The organism is Tissierella sp. P1 (assembly GCF_002266425.1).
GTDB lineage: Bacteria > Bacillota > Clostridia > Tissierellales > Tissierellaceae > Tissierella > Tissierella carlieri.
Genome location: NZ_NPMN01000016.1, coordinates 38,219 through 55,183, shown reverse-complemented (window position 1 = coordinate 55,183; position 16,965 = coordinate 38,219). Strand labels below are relative to the sequence as shown.

Sequence of the window (16,965 nt, the reverse complement as noted above, 5' to 3'; positions counted from 1 at the left end):
TTTTTCAATTGTATTATATTATATATTAATTAACAACTACAAATTGGAGGTCAAAATGAATAGTATTCTAATGTTTTCAACTACATTTTTAATTCAAATAATAATAGCTATAGAAATGGGTGTAATTGGACCACTTGCCCCTTTCCTAGCAAAGCATTTTTCCATTAATGAAGGTATGGTAATGCTTTTTAACTTGGGCTATTCTGCTGTTGGATTTCTCGTTCCTTATCTAGGTGTTTTCGCAGATAAATATGGTAAGAAAAAAAGTCTAGTTATATCTTTAATATTATTTATTATTGGTTCTACTATTGGCGGATTCGCAAGATCGTCATATATATTTGCTTTTGCAAGAATCTTCATCGGATTTGCATATTTTTCTATAAGTGGAACAAACCTATCTTACATATCTGAATTTATATCTTATGAAAATCGTGGGAAAGCTTCCGGACTACTCAGGACTGCCTTTGGCTCAGCCATACTTTTTAGCCCAATTTATGCTACCTATTTAGTTAGTAAATATAACAATTTAGCTATAATATATATTCCATTAGCTATTGTAGGCACACTTTCTCTAATACTTTTAATTAATTTGCCTGAAACTAAAAAATCTCATGATGTAAAAGTAGATAAGAAAGAATTTTTATCTTTACTAAAAAATCCTATAGCTAAAAAGATGCTTCTTACTGTATTTTTATTACTAACCGCTCCATCTCTAATACTGAATTACTTGAGCATCTACCTCTCAAACAATTTTAATCTTTCTCAAGTAAATATTGGTATTGCGTACACATTCATAGCCCTCGGGACTATTGCTGGCATTCTTTTTTCAGCCATTTTTTCTGATAAGTTGGGGAAATATAAATTATCCAAAGGTTTATTTGTTTTAATGGTGTTAGCTATAATACCTATTACATATTTTAGTTCTTTGCCACTGGTATTGAGTTTTGTAACATTATTTTCTTTTGGATTAGACGGAGGATGGACTTCCTACCAAGCATTGGCATCTGAAATTATCCCAGAAAAAAGAGGAACCTTTATGAGTTTATTCTATACTGTAAATGCTCTTACTATAACATTTTACAGTATAATAGGCCCTCTTATCTATACCTTAGGCGGATTTAAACTTGTCCTAAGTATAGCAGCTATTTCCTCGATTTTAGCAATAATCATTATATCAAAGCTTGACATAAAAGAATAACTATTATTCAATCTTTAATCTATTGCTTATTATATCTAAGACTAGATAATGAATCATATAAATAAGTGTTATAACTCCCGTATCATTTAATGCAAAGCCAACTAAAGAAGTGATGAAAATTATCATTGCTTCTTCTTTTATTTCTTTAGTATCTCTTATAATTCTTCTTAATTTATTAAGTATAATAGCCTGAAAAATCAATACTATAGAGAATGGTGGTAATATTGTTAATTTAAAGAGTTCCTTAGCCTTAAAGGATGCCAAGGATATCAATTCACTGATTCCGTTTTCCTTTAATCTATAGAAAAATCCAAATGCATGGGTATTCTCTCCTGTGAAATCATCAAATATTATATTTAAACTAAATATAAATATTCCTATTAAAAAGAATAAAAATAAATATCTCCTTATTTCTTTATTAGAGAAAAATAATCTATAAATCATAAGTCCAAATAATACAACAGATGTTATAAATCCACCAGTATTAGCTCCAAAGTATGTAGATAATGTTATCATATTAATTATAAAAATAAATAATCCAATAAATCTTTTTAAATTATCACTTTCTATTGATTTTGTTATGCTAAAAAAACTCAATATAGAAGTAACTAATAATACTCCCATGATTCCATTATTTAATCCATAATACCTAGCTCCATATACTAAATTATTAAATCCAATATATGAATTATAAATCATCTTTGGATATAAACAAGTCCCAAAAACTACTAAAGCATAAGTGAATATACTTATTAGCTTCACTAAATCTAGTTTTCTTTTTATAATAAGTCTAGTAATTAAATAAGAAATTAATAAATTAATGATTAAATAGATAAAAATATTTTTATGAAATTCAAACAATCCAAGTAATAGTGATGTGAAAATATTTGTAGATACAAAGGAATAAATAGTATATAACCACTTCTCTATTTTTTTAGCTTTTAATATCCATACTCCAAGTAATACTTGAACAAAATAGATAAGTCCATGAAAGAGGTATGCAGCAATCAATAAATTCATATTCTTTTTGTATATATCTTCAATCTCTTTCTTAGGATTATCTGATTCTATGGATTTAAAAGGTTTTCCTATATCAATTTTCTTTTTATAACCATATGTCTCCTTTATCTGAGCTGAAATGTCTTCCAATGCAATAAATCCTTCTCTTTTAGTAGATGAACTTGTCAATAAACCGTGGTTTCCCTTATTAATATGAATAATTGGAACAAGATATTTATTCAACAAATATTTATCTTCCGTCGCTACAGCTTTAGGCAAAACAATTATTTGCTCATTTTTATAATGATTTAAATATTGATTTAAAATCTCTATTCTATTATGCCCTTGTTTCAGATCATATTCTAATACTAATACATCTGATTTATTTAGTAAATTGTCAGTTTTTTCTACTAGCCAATTTAAACTATATATTATAGAATCCTCACTATAATCAACTATCCCCTCTCTATTTCCAATTATAAGATTACCTTTTCCTTCTCCGATATATGAAACATTTTCTTTTTTCAAAATATCACTTAAATAATCTATCTTTTTATCCTTTTTCCCAAAATTCTTTATACTTAGCTTTCTTCCTGTATTTATAGATAAGAATAATCCCTCTTCTGAATAGGGTGGCCTAGTCTTTAAATTTACAAAACCAATACTATATTGTTCTAAATATAATTCTTCTATCGTTTCTATTGAAAGTTCGTCAACTATTAATAGAATAGAATTTACGTCCTCTGCAAATACAATATTAGGTATTAATATTATTGAAATTAATATTATAAATTTTATTATTTTTTTCATCATAAAAAATCCACCTTAATATATAATTGAACTTAGAATTCTAAATATTCCTAGTACTAAGGAGAAGATACTTATTAGTATCCTATATCTGTAATTTCCATCTTCAACAATGTCTTTTTTCTTGCTAAAAACTCTTTCTTCCCCCACATTATCTATATCGTAGTTTTCTTTTATATAAATAAATATACTTATTGATAAAAAAACTATTCCGATCAACAATGTATTACCCCCTATGATTTAACCAAGATATTATATTATCCATTACTTGGCTTTTTTCTTTTTCATTTAAGATCTCATGATATAGATCATCATATATCTTTATCTCTTTATCCTTCGATGATATGCTACTGTAAAGATATATAGCTACTTCTTTAGGTACTATTTTATCTGCTCCTCCGTGAAGAATTAGACATGGATAGTTATACCTTTGAATATTTTTGTTAATATACTTCCTTCCTTTTACTAAAAATTGTACATAGAAATTTAATGTGGCATCTTTTAATATTAGAGGATCTTTTGTATAATCTGTCACAACATTTTCATCCCTGCAGATATCTTTTGTTATAGGGCTTTTTATTCTCATTTTTTTTACAAATAAATTCAAAAACTCATATAAATATGACCTATATCCTTGAGCCTTTGGTAAGGTATTAACTGCAGCACCTGAAAATATTTGTCCCTTTAGTTTATTAGGATAGTTTAATCCATATAGACATGTAATAAATCCACCCATACTGTGTCCAAGCATAAAAATAGACAAATCATTGTTTTCCCTCTTAATTAACTCTACCATTTCATCACAATCTAATATAAAGTCCTCATAAGAATTTACATGACCCAGTATAGATTTAGTTCTCCCATGTCCTCTTAAATCATATCGATATACACTATATCCTTCATAATTTAGGCTTTGTGTAATATAATCATATCTTACTAAATGCTCTGCGAATCCATGATTAATAAGTACTATTGCTTTAGGTGATTCTACAACATCTTTCCTGTAGAATAATTCTATGCCATCTCTAAGCTTTAAATAATTTTCCATTTAGGACACCCCTTTTATATGGCTATTTATTAATCTCTTCAATTAGTTCTATAGTATCATGATTTAATATTTTTAGGCTTATCTTGTCAGTCTCCTTATCTTCTAATTTATACTTTTCTTTAAGCTTTAAAATTCTATAAACTTTCTCATCTATATCTTCCTGACTTATCTCTCCAGTTTCTATAGCTTCTTTTATTTTTTCAAATACTTTTCCCTGGTTATCTTTTCCGTGACAGACTAAAGCTATATCTCCTCCTGCCTTAATAAATGATAATACTCCGTCCTCTAATGTATAATTCTGCACTATTGCACCCATAGTCATATCGTCAGATACTATTACTCCATCATAGTTTAATTCCTCTCTTAGAACGCCTTCAATTATCCTTGAAGACATAGTAGCAGGATATTCTTTATCTATCTCTGGATATAGTATATGAGCTACCATTACCATATCTACATTTTCTTTAATAGCTTCAATAAATGGTATCAGTTCAAATGTTTTTAACTCTTCTATAGTTTTATCCACTCGGGGTAATTTCACATGTGAGTCTACCTCAGTATCTCCATGCCCTGGAAAATGCTTCACAGCAGGAATTACTCCTATATCACGTATACCATTCATTACCTCTAACCCATTATTGACTACTTGATCTATGGTAGTACCAAAAGCTCGATTTCCGATTACTGGATTCTTAGGATTAGAATTAATATCTAACACGGGTGCAAAATTTACATTGAAACCTAAAGCACTGACCCTCTGACCCAATATATTACCAGTTCTATAAGAAATGTCTTTGTCATTTTTCTTTCCTATTTTCATAGCCTCTGGTAACTTTGCAAATGACTTAGGTAATCTACTGACTTTTCCCCCCTCTTCATCAATAGATAAAAATAAAGGTATATCATTATTGGTATTTGCATCCTTAATGTCATTAAGGAGTTTTAGAGTTTGATTCTCATCTACTATATTCCTTGCAAATAATATAAATCCTCCAACCTTAAAATCTTCAATAGATCTAACAATTTCTTCATTAATACCTATTCCGTCAAAACCAACAATCATTAGCTGGCCTATTTTTTCCTCTAGGGACATAGATTTAACTTTATCTTCTATAGAGTCCACTACTTCTTCATTATTATTGTTAGGTATCTCTATATCTGATTCATCTAAATTTAAATTTTCTTGCTTGCAACCTCCTATAAAGATAACGGATATTAATAATATAAATGTTATTACTTTCAGCCTCATGCAATCACCTTTTCTTATGTTATATTAATTTTATTATAGTTTCACCTTATTTACAATAAGTATGAAAACAATAAATAAAATCAAATGGAGGGATTTTGTCCCTCCATCTATCTCTCTAAAATATATTTAAATTTAATTCTTTAGATAGATCTCTCATAATTCCATATCCAACTATGGAATTACCATATTGGTCTAATGTTGGACTAAATACACCAATACCCATTTTATATGGTATTGTTCCTAATATACCTCCACCTACCCCACTCTTTGATGGGATTCCTACTGTTGCAGCATATTCCCCACTAAAATTATACATGCCACATGTAGCCATTATTGCTGTTACTATTGACGCTATTCTAGCATCACATACTTTAATACTCTGTTCAAGCAGCTTACACCTATTAGCTAAAAATAGTCCTATCTTAGCAATATCAACTGTTGTTATTTCTATAGAACATTGTTTAAAATATACATCTAATATTTCTTCTACATCGCCATCTATAAATCCCCTAGCCCTCATAAGATAAGCCATAGCTCTGTTCTTATGCCCTGTATCCTTTTCCGATAAATATACTTCTTCGTTATAGGATATACTTGAATTCTCTGTCACTGTTCTAATAAAATTTAACAGCCTATTAAAACGTTCTTCTCCCTTACCTTTGATCAAAGATGTTGTAACTATGGCACCTGAATTTATCATTGGATTGGAAGGTTTCACCGTATGAGGAAAATCTAGTTTAAATAATGTATTAAAAGGCTCTTCAGTAGGCTCATAATCGATTTTTTTAAATACCTTATCCTCACCATTATCTATTAAAGCTAACATGAGACTCATGATTTTAGATATACTTTGAATAGTAAATTTTACATCATAGTTTCCAGCCTTATAAATATTTCCATCAACATCCATAAGGCAAACCCCTATGTTATTAGGATTAACTTTAGATAATGCTGGTATATAATCTGCTACTGCCCCTTTGGATATTAAATATCTATTTTTTTCAATAATCTTTGATAATAAATCTTCCATTTTATCCCCCTCATCTAGTGAACATCAAAATAAGTTTTTCCTATGAACTCTCTTAGAATAGAGTTTTGTGGTATTATGCTTTCATCTTCAATATCTCTAAAATATTCTAAGAATTTAAGTAATTTTTTTGCTTCTCCATAATAAATACTAGCACTATTTATTTCTTCTAAAAGTGGCTTTATATGCTTTTTAAGAACTGCTAACTCATAAACCAAGGTGGAATCAAACATTATATCAGCTTCTTCTTGGAATGGGAAAATATATCTTTCTTCTCCTTTCCTTACTCCAGACCACAATTCCAAAGTACGGATGGCATCATTTCCTCTATATTTTATATCTCTAACGATTCTTCTAATAAGCCTTGTATCAGTCGTAGGAATACGATTATGTGCATCTATATTAAGCTGAGTCAAAGCTGAAATATAAATCTTATATTTATTTTTTTCTGGAATATAACTAGTCATTTTAGGATTTAAACTATGAATCCCTTCAACAATTATAGGATGATCCTTATCTACTTTAACTATTTTCCCTGATTTCTCACGTTTACCTGTAATAAAATTAAACTTAGGTAGCTCAACTTCTTCTCCCTCAATTAATTTTACCAAATCTTCATTTAACTTATCTAAATCTATTGCATTAATATTTTCAAAATCATAAGTACCATCTTCATTTAATGGTGTTTTTTCCCTGTCAACAAAGTAATCATCTACAGAAATAGATACTGGTCTTTTTCCATTTACCTTTAATTGAACCTCTAATCTTTTTGAAAAAGTGGTTTTTCCCGAAGAAGATGGTCCTGCTATTAAAATCAGATGAATGTCTTCATCCTCACAAATTCTATCTGCAATATTGGCAATCTTTTTTTCATGAAGTGCCTCAGATATTCTGATTACCTCAGCTATACCACCATCTATAATCTTTTCATTTAAAGAACCTACATATGCTAAATCCAGTATATCTCCCCAATCATTTGCTTCCTTAAATACCTTAGATAATTTCTTGAGTTCCTTAAATTCAGGTATTTGATAATTAGAGTTCATACTAGGAAACATAATTAAAACTCCTGGATAATAGTATTTAAGCTTGAAAATCTCTACATATCCTGTGGATGGAGCTAAAAAACCGTGATATGTATCTCTATGGTCTCCTATATTATATACATCTACTTCCTCTCTGTCTAAAGTGTTAAAAAGTCTTATCTTATCATAGTAATTATATTCTTTAAAAAGTTTTATAGCCTTATCTTTAGACATTTTCTCACGTAGTATTGGAAGATCATCTTGAACTATTTCTTTCATTTTTTCTTGTATTTGTTCTACTTCTTTAAAAGTTATTGAATAACTTTTTTCAAAAGTCACATAAAGTCCTTCACCTAAGAAATGTTCTATTCTTACAGCCCTTTCAGGAAATAATTCTTTGCATGCCATTATAAATACAGCAGATATAGTTTTAGTATATATTCTATATCCATCCACATCATTAATATCCAGAAAAATTATATTCATATCTTCTTCAACTATTTTGCCTAAATTGAAAACTTCATTATTCACTTTAGCACCTAAATATTTCTTATAGTCTTCCTTAAAAACTTTTCTAGCCACATCTCTCAAAGTCGCTCCCTTTTCTACTAATAATTCTCCCATTCCTTCTACATGTAATTTAAGTTTGTAAGTCATCTTTACACCCCCAATAATTACTCAAATAAATCTCTTTCTATCTCTTCTGCTTTTCCAGTCAAGTCACCAATAAAAACCTTATGGTTTAAATACTCAAATTCATCATATAGTCCATTGAATTCTACTTTATATCCATGGAGCCATTGATTATCTAAAGAATATTCTTTATTAAACTTTCTATTAATTTCCCTATCCCCATATTTTCTATCTCCAATTACTGGATAGCCTAATGAAGATAGATGTCCTCTTATCTGATGAGTTCTTCCTGTAATTAACTCAATTTCAAGTAAAGAGTATCCATTTTTATTTTTCAATGGTTTTATAACAGTTGTGATTTTTTTTGAACCTTCGTAATCATCTTCATGAACTGCTACTTTGTTTTTATCTTCGTCCTTTGATAGATAACCTTCAGCTGTAAATTCTTTTCTTATATTTCCTTTAACTATGGTTTTATAAAACCTTCTTACTTTTCCCTCTTTTATCGCTTCATTTATAGCTTTTAATGACTGGTAGTTCTTAGCTCCTATTATTATACCAGAAGTATTTCTATCTAATCTATTACATATAGAAGGAGTAAAAGTCTTCTGAACTCTAGGTATAAAATCACCCTTTTCAATCAAGTAAGAAATCATACTATCTACTATATTTTCTTCAAATTCTTTAGATGCACCATGAGATAGTATCCCTACTGGTTTATTTATCAATATGATATTATCATCTTCGTATATAATATTAGGCACTAACTTTGATTTTATTTCTCCTTTTATTGCAATAAATTTATCTATGGTTTCCTCTGATAAATAAAGTTGAATTCTATCACCTTCATAAATGGTAGTTTCTGGTTGAGCCTTAGCATCATTCACCTTTATATTCTTCTTTCTGATCATCTTATATACAAATCCTTGAGGTGCTTCTGCTAAGTATTTCTTTAAAAATCTATCTAGTCTCTGTTCACTTTCATTTTTATCTACTATTATTTCTCTCAAAGTTTTCTCACCTTTTCTAAAATCTTATGTTATAATTATATTATACACTATTCTGGAATTAAAACCTAAATTTTTACAAAAGTTCTTTAGAGAGGTGAAGATATGAAAAATTTTCTTGAAGGAATAAAGGACATGCTATATGATTCAATAGACTACATAATAATGATTGGCATTATAGGCATTGTAGTTCTTGTCATAGGTTGGAGACTTGACCTTCTATTTGCAAAGGATGCACTAGATGTACCACCTAAGAATGATGTTGTTATTGAAGATAATGAAGATAAGAAACCTGATTCTTCAATAGATAATGAAGATCAAGATATTGAAGAACCCAATGACGAAAATCAAGATAATGAGCCTAAAGATAACAATGAAGGCAATACCAAGGTGGAAAATCCTCCTCAAGATTCTAATGATAGTGTAGAAGATTCTAATGATGGTAAAGTTGTTAAAATTACCATACCATCTGGCTCTTTGCCATCTAAAATCGGAAGCATTCTAGAATCAAATGGTCTTGTTAGTAAAACTGATTTTGTTCAAAAAGCTCAAGAATTAAAACTGGATACTAAATTGAAATCTGGTGATTATGATATTAAGATTGGCAGTTCAGTAGAAGATATAGTAAAATTAATTGCGGATAAAAATAAAAGTCTTTTTATGAAGACTTTTATTTTTTATAGTCCATTTTAAAGTTTTCATCTTATAAAAAGAATTTAACTTCAGTAAGATTCCAAGAAAACTATCTATAATACTTTAATAAAAGCTTTTAATTTAATAGGTTTCATTAATATACTCATCTATTAAAGATACTTTTTTCTCTTCTATAAATACTCCTTCTTTTTTTAGTATGTCTAATAGCCAAATCGCTTTCGAATGAAATATTGCTTCCTTATAATCAAGAAGTACAATTTCATAAAGCTTATCTCTTAGGAGTTTTGAATTAACATTAATATAATATGCTTCTACTCCTTTAAATTCTAAGTACTTAAGTAAGCTAAGAGCTGCTTTATCTTTTTCATGATAATAATTATTTCCTTTATTTAAATAGTAATTATAATATTTTTGATGTTTTCTAGTATTTTTTACTTCTTTTGCTAGCATATTAAAATATTTAGCTAAAACATTATAATACTGATAATTATACATTCCCATCTCATAACTATCTATCCTCAAAAAAGGTTTCAAATTCATCTTCATTACTAAATCATAATTATATTCTAAAAATTGTTTTTTTGTTATATCTCCGTTTTCAAATTTAACTATTATGGCAGATCTATTATCAAAAAACGTTTCAAAATTGCCCCTTTTTTTTATATAAAAATTCAAACTACACACCCTATCTAATTTAATTTTTAGTTATATTATATCACATTTATATGACTTTTTAATAAATTTATCTCGTTTTCTGTTAGTTCTCTATACTCTCCTGGACTCAAGGATTCATCTAAATTTAAAGGTCCCATGGAAACTCTCTTTAAAAATAAAACTTTCATACCAATACTTTCAAACATTCTTTTAACCTGATGAAATTTACCTTCTTGTATAGTTAGATATACTTTAGATATAATATCAGCATTTATTATCTCTAAATCTGCTGGTAAGGTTTTATATCCATCATCCAAAGTAACTCCGTCTTTAAAGACTTCAATATATTTATCTTCTACATATCCGTCTACTTGCACATAATATTTTTTATTTACACCTTTTTTTGGAGATAATAATTCATGGGCCAGTTTTCCATCATTGCTTATCATCAACAATCCTTCTGTATCCTTATCTAATCTCCCTACTGGAAAAGGCTTATAAATTAAGTGCTGTCTTTGAAGTAAATCTATTACAGTTCTAGTTCTTGGATCATCTGTAGAAGAAACAAGACCTTGAGGCTTATTCATCATAATGTATATATATTCTCTATATAAAACCTCTTCATCACCCAAAAAAATTTCATCTTCGTATGGGCTTACTTTAAATTCATTATCTAAAATAATAGAATTATTTACCTTCACTCTACCATCTTTTATAAACTTTTTTACATCTTTTCTACTACCATATCCCATATTAGCAAGTATCTTATCAAGTCTTTCTTTTTTTGACATTCTATCACCTTTCCTATCTAATATCAATATTTTAACCTATTTTATATTTTATTTAAACTCCTCTAAAGAATAATTTTTTTTAAATTAGAAAAACTAATATTGTGAAAAATACTTTTTGAAAGGAGATTATTATGCACAAAGAAAATATTACTGAAGGAGTAAAATGTGTAGTAAACACTTGCCACTACTATAAAAATGGAGACCTTTGTACAGCTGGTCAAATTGAAATACGTCCAAGAAACGCTTCATCATCATCAGAAACTGATTGTGCTACATTCCAACCCGATAATAGTATGAGATAAATAAAATAAGTACTTATAAAAGGCAGGAATCACTCCTGCCTTTTATCTTATACTGCATATTCTGCTTCTAATTCTATACAATACTCCTTTAAATTATCTGGTATTTGCTCTATAGTATAATCCACGTTTATAAAGAACTCCATTTCAAATTTCTCACATATTATATTTAGATCCCTTACCAGTTTTTCTAGTTTTGGAATATCTAATTTTATTATCTTGTATATACTATCTACATAGATTTTTTCCACATCATAGTCCATTCCAATTAAGCCACACAAAAAGCCATAGAATGATTCAACATCTAATATATTGAATTCCATGGCATTAATTAGTCTCACATTATAATTTAAAGTAAATATATGGTCGTCATCCACATCAATAAAAGCAATATTACCATTGCCTTCCTTCATATCCTTGTTAGCGTTGTCAATTAACCATTTTGTTTTACCAGAACCTTTTTCACCTAAAATTAACTTAACCATGACTAACCACCTCTACCTTTCTTTTATTTGTTATATTATATATTCTATATAAGTTTAGAATTTCCTCTTTTATTTTACAAATTATTTGAATTTTTTTATTCCTTTTCCATTTAAGTAATCAAACTTGATGCCCTGTCTAGAATGTCTCGATTCCATAATAGATACTATCTCATCTCTAATCCTCCACCAAGATTCATTCCAATTAACAAATAATGAATTTTCTTCTGGAGCCCTTCCTATAACTCTTTGAATTATAATACTAGGATCAAGATGTTCTAAAAATAAAATTACTCTTTCAATATACTCGTCTTTAGATATTAAAGATATTTCTTCTTTCTTATATAAATTTCCTAAAGCAGTTCCATCCACAATATATAGAGCATGAAGTTTTATCTCCTCTATACCTAAAGCCGATAATATTTTTGCATTTTCAACTACATCAATATCATTATCCCATGGAAGGTTTAAGATTATATGGGTGCAGTTTCTGAGATTATATTTTTTAATTCTCATGCTTGCATCTATATATTCCCCTAAGGTGTGACCCCTATTAATTTTTTTTAAAGTCAAATAATTTACTGTTTGCAATCCTAACTCAATAGTTATATCTATATTATACTCTTTTTTCACATTAGATAAATATTCTAAATATTTATCATTTATACAGTCTGGTCTAGTTGAAATAGATATTTCAACTATATCATCTATTAAAGCCCCATCTATACAATCTTTAAAATTTTCAAAAGGTAAATAAGTATTTGTAAAATTTTGAAAATAGGCTATAAATTTTTTGGCCTTATACTTGTTGCCAATATATTCTTTATTTCTTATTAATTGCTCTCTTATTGATATTGAAGATGATAGATTCTCAAAAGAACCTCCCTCTTCTCCACAAAATATACATCCTCCCTTACCAACAGTACCGTCTCTATTTGGACAAGTTAAAGGTAAGCTTATAGGTAATTTATATACCTTTTCACCATATTTATCATTTAAGTATTTTGAATAGGTATTATATACTGTTATTTGATTCAATTTTTTCCTCCTTTCTTTATATATTTAATACCCTCTTTAGCTCAAAAGCAACACCTGATTCATTATTATCTTTTTCTGTAATTATTTCTGCTACAGATTTTACCAATAAACTACCATTTTTCATTGCTATACCAAGACCTGAATTTTTTATCATCTCTAAATCATTATTATCATCACCAATTGCAATTATTTCTTCAGGTTTAATATTTAATTTATTGGCATATTCAACTAAGCTAAGCCATTTGGTTCCAATAGGATTCATTATTTCCAGCATGGTTTCTGCGAATTTGATATTCTCCATTATATGAGCGTTATAAGAATCAGCATATTTATCCTTTATATACTCATAAAATGGATAAAGTGCGTCTTTAGATTCTCCATAAACTACTGCTAATATTTTATCGTCTTCTATTTCTAAATAACTGTTTACCTTCTTAAATCTATTATCCTGTCCTATATAGTTATAATATTCCTTGTCAGATTCAATTATTATATCTATCCCTTCTTCATAACCATCTATATGAATAATAGGATGAAGATTTCTTCTATTTCCTTCTTCAATAATTATCTTAAAGTCTTCTATATTAAGGTATCTTGCAAATATAATCTTATCGTCCTTGGAATTCCTAACTATGTTACCGTTATTAGCCAAAATTGTCATATGTCTATCTATGCCTTTAGTTAATTCCTTTGCAGACCAATATCTTCTTCCAGTGGCTATCACCACTTCATATCCTTTTTCAATTAATTCACTAATAGTATCCAAATTTTCTTTTGATATCTCTTTTTTATCATCTAGCAATGTTCCATCTAGATCAATTGCTATTAGTTTATACAATTGCTGTCCCCCCTAAATTGCATAAAAGCACTTCGCCAAAATGGCAAAGCGCTCTCATAAGACTATTCCTTATCGTCTTCTAACTCATCATAGTTTTCATATTCTACAAAATCTTCATCATCTAAAAATAAAGCTTCGAAAGCCTCTGATACAGTTGCAAATTCTTCCTCATCTTCAATTGGTAATAGATCAAATTCATCATTTTCAAGCTCAATATATTTATAAAGCAATACTTCTTCTTCTCCTAAAGGTAACAAGGCAATATATTCAACATCTTCAACCTCAAATATACCTAAAACACTGCATTCTAATTCAGTATCATCATCTAAAGTAAGATAGATTATATCGTCTCCATCCATATCTTCAAGCTCAAAATCTTCATATTCATGATCATCACTACAGTCGCATCCACATCCACATCCTCCGCAATGCTCATCATTGTATTCAAAAGTTTCATCTTTCTTATTATCCATATTCATTCTCCTTTGCAATTATATTTAATTAATTATATGCTAATGATACCCTATTTAACTATAGAAGTACATATATATTTTAGAAAATTATTGAATTCTCTCTAATACTTTCAATAATAGATTGTATGTCCTTTCTGTAGAAGAAATACTAAGTTTTTCTCCAGGTGCATGTACTCCGTACATATTTGGACCAAAGGATACCATATCCATATCTCCAAATTTTTCTTTGAATAATCCACATTCAAGACCTGCATGAATAGCAGCAATATTTATATCCTTTCCATAAACCTCTTTATATGCTCCTTTGAATATATCTCTTATATAAGAATCTTTATTATATTCCCAAGCTGGATAGGCAGAAGAACTCTCCACTGTGCTCCAACAGTTTCAGCTAATAACCTTATTTGATTTGAAATATGGTTTTTCAATGTCCCTACTGAGGATCTCATGGCTGATTCAATAGTTATATCATTTTCCATAGTCTTTATGACTCCTACATTGTTAGAGCTTTCTACTAATCCTTCTATATCCATACTCATAGTTTGAACTCCATTAGGTAAAAGCATTAAGGAAGTAATTACTCCAGTCTTAGTTTCGTTAGAAAACACTTTGCTTTTATCTTCTTTTGCTTTCTCTAATACTAGTGTAATATCTTTATCAGAGGAATTTAATTCAAACCTTAAATCCTTTTCTATTTTAGAAATTAGAATCTTAGTTTCCTCAATAATATCATTTGGAATAGAAATAATAGCCTTTGCATATCTAGGGATAGCATTAGATTTAGATCCGCCTTCTATATAGCATAAATCTATATCTACTTTTCTATTCATTACATCTAATATTCTTCCAATTATTTTATTAGCATTTCCTCTACCTTTATGAATTTCCATTCCTGAATGTCCACCTTTTAACCCAGTGACTATTAACTCATATAATTCCTTATTATCAGATAATTTATTCCACTCTATTGGAATAGTTATTATATTTCTTTCTCCGCCTGCACAACTAACTAGAATTGTTCCTTCCTCTTCGGAGTCAATATTTATTAAAATCTTACCTTCTATATTATTTGGATCTAATGCTGCCGCTCCACTCATACCCGACTCTTCATTGGATGTAATTAGTACTTCTAATTGGGGATGGGAAATTTCTTTTGACTCTAATATAGCTAAAGCCATGGCTACTGCAATACCGTTATCAGCCCCAAGAGTAGTTTCCCTTGACACAATATAATCTCCATCTAATTCGAGCTTAATTGGATCTTTTGAAAAATCATGGTTTGACTCCTCAGTCTTTTCACCAACCATATCCATATGACCTTGTAGCACCACGATAGGACTATTTTCATAACCCTTAGATGCTGGCTTTTTTATTATTATATTTAATGCCTCATCCTGAATAACCTCTAAACCTAAATCATTTCCTATCTTAGCTAAGTAGTCACTTATTCTTTTTTCATCGTAAGAACAACGAGGTATTTTAGATATTTCTTCAAAATAATACATTACACGTTCTGGTTTAAGACCTTCTAATATTCTCAATTTTATCATCCTTTCTGCATTATTATTAAGATTTAAATTCTCCCTAATTTCATATAGTATTATAATTTTTACCAATGTCAATAATGTTTAAACTTTCATTTAGTTAAACCTATATATTATCCCAATCAATATTTTGATTTAATATCTCAACAAGTTTAATAAAATATTCCTCTTCTATCTTAGTAAATCTGTTTTTTACCGGACTATCTAAATCTAGTACTCCATAAACTTTATTATCTTTTATTAATGGAACAACAAGTTCTGAATTTGAAGCAGAATCACATGCAATATGACCCGGAAATAAATGAACATCTGATACTAATTGTAACTCCTTAGTTTCTACTGCTCTTCCACAAACTCCTTTACCTATAGCTATTCTGTTACAAGCAGGTAAACCTTGGAATGGTCCTAATACCAACTCATCATCCCTCAATATATAAAATCCTGCCCAGTTTAATCTCTCTATGCAGGCCATTATTATACCTGTTACATTAGATATATTAGCTAAATCATCTTTTTCTGAGCTAAGTTGCCCTTTTACAAGTATTAGCATATATTTTAATCTTTCCTCTTGATTCATATCCTTAATAGCATCTAATTTAAACATATATTTCACCCCTCGAAACATTTCTTTACATTATATTATCAAATATATTATGTTTTAACAATAAAAATAATCCTAAAAAAGGAAAAGAACGACCTGCGTCGTTCCTAATCCTCCCATCATCCTAAATATTTTTTTACATCTATTATTCTTTGATTTGTTGAACCTCTAAACTGTAGCATCATAGATTTTTCAGATATGTCAAACTTACCATCAATCAATAAATCTGTTTGTAATAATAAATCTCTAAATTTCTTGTTACGAAGTATCTCTTCAAAGGTGTATCCCGTATAGGTAACTACGCTTAATCCTAAAACTTTAACTTTTTTAGCTAAGATACTACATTCCAATGATTGCTCAAAAGGTTCTCCGCCACTGATGGTAATTCCATCTAGTAACGGATTTTCCTTTATCATATTTACTATACTATCTATATCCACTAGTTCTCCTCCATCAAAGGAATGTGTCTCGGGATTATGGCAGCCAATACACTGATGATTACATCCCTGAGTAAATATTACAAATCTAATCCCTGGACCATCTACAATGGATTCCTCTTCTATTCCTGCTATTCTTATTTTCTCCATCCTACTACCCC

20 protein-coding genes are annotated in these 16,965 nt (G+C 28.9%); 3 read left to right on the top strand and 17 right to left on the bottom strand.

The features are described 5' to 3' along the window. The first annotated feature begins 55 nt into the window (after nt 1–55). Nucleotides 56–1,198, top strand: a complete 1,143-nt coding sequence (locus CIW83_RS12485; RefSeq protein WP_094901645.1) for an MFS transporter — start codon at nt 56–58, stop codon at nt 1,196–1,198. Nucleotides 1,199–1,201: 3 nt separating this feature from the next. Here CIW83_RS12485 and CIW83_RS12480 read toward each other — a convergent pair whose 3' ends face one another. The 7 genes from CIW83_RS12480 to CIW83_RS12450 all read right to left on the bottom strand — a co-directional run bounded on the left by CIW83_RS12480 (nt 1,202) and on the right by CIW83_RS12450 (nt 8,996). Further along, entirely contained in the window at nt 1,202–3,010 is a 1,809-nt protein-coding gene (locus CIW83_RS12480) for a hypothetical protein (protein WP_094901643.1), read from the bottom strand. 12 nt (nt 3,011–3,022) lie between these two features. Then, entirely contained in the window at nt 3,023–3,226 is a 204-nt protein-coding gene (locus CIW83_RS12475) for a hypothetical protein (protein ID WP_094901641.1), read from the bottom strand. 4 nt (nt 3,227–3,230) lie between these two features. Next, on the bottom strand, nt 3,231–4,052 hold the full coding sequence (locus tag CIW83_RS12470; protein ID WP_094901639.1) for an alpha/beta hydrolase: 822 nt from the start codon (nt 4,050–4,052) through the stop codon (nt 3,231–3,233). A 22-nt stretch (nt 4,053–4,074) separates the two neighbouring features. Then, nucleotides 4,075–5,301, bottom strand: coding sequence for a beta-N-acetylhexosaminidase (nagZ, locus tag CIW83_RS12465; protein ID WP_094901637.1), 1,227 nt, complete (start codon nt 5,299–5,301; stop codon nt 4,075–4,077). A 115-nt stretch (nt 5,302–5,416) separates the two neighbouring features. After that, a complete protein-coding gene (gene glsA / locus CIW83_RS12460) occupies nt 5,417–6,331 on the bottom strand; it encodes a glutaminase A (RefSeq protein WP_094901635.1) in 915 nt (304 codons plus the stop codon). 14 nt (nt 6,332–6,345) lie between these two features. Further along, complete coding sequence (locus CIW83_RS12455; protein WP_094901633.1) at nt 6,346–8,010, bottom strand: nucleoside kinase; 1,665 nt, start codon at nt 8,008–8,010, stop codon at nt 6,346–6,348. 17 nt (nt 8,011–8,027) lie between these two features. Beyond that, a complete protein-coding gene (locus CIW83_RS12450) occupies nt 8,028–8,996 on the bottom strand; it encodes an RluA family pseudouridine synthase (RefSeq protein ID WP_094901631.1) in 969 nt (322 codons plus the stop codon). Nucleotides 8,997–9,098: 102 nt separating this feature from the next. On the opposite strand from CIW83_RS12450, the gene CIW83_RS12445 reads away from it, so the two are divergent. Beyond that, on the top strand, nt 9,099–9,686 hold the full coding sequence (locus CIW83_RS12445; RefSeq protein WP_094901629.1) for an endolytic transglycosylase MltG: 588 nt from the start codon (nt 9,099–9,101) through the stop codon (nt 9,684–9,686). Nucleotides 9,687–9,767: 81 nt separating this feature from the next. Here the strand turns inward: CIW83_RS12445 and CIW83_RS12440 are convergent, their stop codons facing one another. After that, complete coding sequence (locus tag CIW83_RS12440) at nt 9,768–10,322, bottom strand: DUF6648 family protein (protein ID WP_235601317.1); 555 nt, start codon at nt 10,320–10,322, stop codon at nt 9,768–9,770. 35 nt (nt 10,323–10,357) lie between these two features. Then, nucleotides 10,358–11,092, bottom strand: coding sequence for a pseudouridine synthase (locus tag CIW83_RS12435; protein WP_094901727.1), 735 nt, complete (start codon nt 11,090–11,092; stop codon nt 10,358–10,360). A 131-nt stretch (nt 11,093–11,223) separates the two neighbouring features. On the opposite strand from CIW83_RS12435, the gene CIW83_RS12430 reads away from it, so the two are divergent. Then, nucleotides 11,224–11,394 (top strand): DUF1540 domain-containing protein, encoded by a 171-nt coding sequence (locus CIW83_RS12430; RefSeq protein ID WP_094901627.1) that lies wholly within the window; start codon nt 11,224–11,226, stop codon nt 11,392–11,394. A 47-nt stretch (nt 11,395–11,441) separates the two neighbouring features. On the opposite strand, the gene CIW83_RS12425 is transcribed toward CIW83_RS12430, so the two are convergent. The 8 genes from CIW83_RS12425 to nrdG form a co-directional block, all read right to left on the bottom strand. Then, nucleotides 11,442–11,876 (bottom strand): hypothetical protein, encoded by a 435-nt coding sequence (locus CIW83_RS12425; RefSeq protein ID WP_094901625.1) that lies wholly within the window; start codon nt 11,874–11,876, stop codon nt 11,442–11,444. Between the two features lie 81 nt (nt 11,877–11,957). Then, nucleotides 11,958–12,911, bottom strand: a complete 954-nt coding sequence (locus CIW83_RS12420) for a TIGR01212 family radical SAM protein (RefSeq protein WP_094901623.1) — start codon at nt 12,909–12,911, stop codon at nt 11,958–11,960. A gap of 16 nt (nt 12,912–12,927) precedes the next feature. Next, nucleotides 12,928–13,749 (bottom strand): Cof-type HAD-IIB family hydrolase, encoded by an 822-nt coding sequence (locus CIW83_RS12415; RefSeq protein ID WP_094901621.1) that lies wholly within the window; start codon nt 13,747–13,749, stop codon nt 12,928–12,930. A gap of 62 nt (nt 13,750–13,811) precedes the next feature. After that, nucleotides 13,812–14,222, bottom strand: a complete 411-nt coding sequence (locus CIW83_RS12410; protein WP_094901620.1) for a DUF1292 domain-containing protein — start codon at nt 14,220–14,222, stop codon at nt 13,812–13,814. An 87-nt stretch (nt 14,223–14,309) separates the two neighbouring features. Next, a complete protein-coding gene (locus CIW83_RS24905; protein ID WP_369819397.1) occupies nt 14,310–14,594 on the bottom strand; it encodes a M20/M25/M40 family metallo-hydrolase in 285 nt (94 codons plus the stop codon). Then, entirely contained in the window at nt 14,540–15,763 is a 1,224-nt protein-coding gene (pepD, locus tag CIW83_RS12405) for a beta-Ala-His dipeptidase (RefSeq protein WP_369819396.1), read from the bottom strand. Before pepD ends, CIW83_RS24905 begins: the two co-directional genes overlap by 55 nt. Before the next feature lie 109 nt (nt 15,764–15,872). Next, nucleotides 15,873–16,370, bottom strand: a complete 498-nt coding sequence (locus tag CIW83_RS12400) for a GAF domain-containing protein (protein ID WP_094901618.1) — start codon at nt 16,368–16,370, stop codon at nt 15,873–15,875. A 116-nt stretch (nt 16,371–16,486) separates the two neighbouring features. After that, nucleotides 16,487–16,954 carry an anaerobic ribonucleoside-triphosphate reductase activating protein gene (nrdG, locus tag CIW83_RS12395; RefSeq protein WP_094901616.1) on the bottom strand — a complete coding sequence of 156 codons (468 nt, stop codon included), beginning with the start codon at nt 16,952–16,954 and terminating at the stop codon, nt 16,487–16,489. Between the last annotated feature and the right edge of the window lie 11 nt (nt 16,955–16,965).

What these genes read in the sequence shown, in the direction of transcription:
- CIW83_RS12485 (WP_094901645.1), top strand. Translation starts at nt 56, where the DNA reads ATGAATAGTATTCTAATGTTTTCAACTACATTTTTAATTCAAATAATA.
- CIW83_RS12480 (WP_094901643.1), bottom strand. Translation starts at nt 3,010, where the DNA reads ATGATGAAAAAAATAATAAAATTTATAATATTAATTTCAATAATATTA.
- CIW83_RS12470 (WP_094901639.1), bottom strand. Translation starts at nt 4,052, where the DNA reads ATGGAAAATTATTTAAAGCTTAGAGATGGCATAGAATTATTCTACAGG.
- nagZ (WP_094901637.1), bottom strand. Translation starts at nt 5,301, where the DNA reads ATGAGGCTGAAAGTAATAACATTTATATTATTAATATCCGTTATCTTT.
- glsA (WP_094901635.1), bottom strand. Translation starts at nt 6,331, where the DNA reads ATGGAAGATTTATTATCAAAGATTATTGAAAAAAATAGATATTTAATA.
- CIW83_RS12455 (WP_094901633.1), bottom strand. Translation starts at nt 8,010, where the DNA reads ATGACTTACAAACTTAAATTACATGTAGAAGGAATGGGAGAATTATTA.
- CIW83_RS12445 (WP_094901629.1), top strand. Translation starts at nt 9,099, where the DNA reads ATGAAAAATTTTCTTGAAGGAATAAAGGACATGCTATATGATTCAATA.
- CIW83_RS12435 (WP_094901727.1), bottom strand. Translation starts at nt 11,092, where the DNA reads ATGTCAAAAAAAGAAAGACTTGATAAGATACTTGCTAATATGGGATAT.
- CIW83_RS12430 (WP_094901627.1), top strand. Translation starts at nt 11,224, where the DNA reads ATGCACAAAGAAAATATTACTGAAGGAGTAAAATGTGTAGTAAACACT.
- CIW83_RS12425 (WP_094901625.1), bottom strand. Translation starts at nt 11,876, where the DNA reads ATGGTTAAGTTAATTTTAGGTGAAAAAGGTTCTGGTAAAACAAAATGG.
- CIW83_RS12410 (WP_094901620.1), bottom strand. Translation starts at nt 14,222, where the DNA reads ATGGATAATAAGAAAGATGAAACTTTTGAATACAATGATGAGCATTGC.
- CIW83_RS12400 (WP_094901618.1), bottom strand. Translation starts at nt 16,370, where the DNA reads ATGTTTAAATTAGATGCTATTAAGGATATGAATCAAGAGGAAAGATTA.
- nrdG (WP_094901616.1), bottom strand. Translation starts at nt 16,954, where the DNA reads ATGGAGAAAATAAGAATAGCAGGAATAGAAGAGGAATCCATTGTAGAT.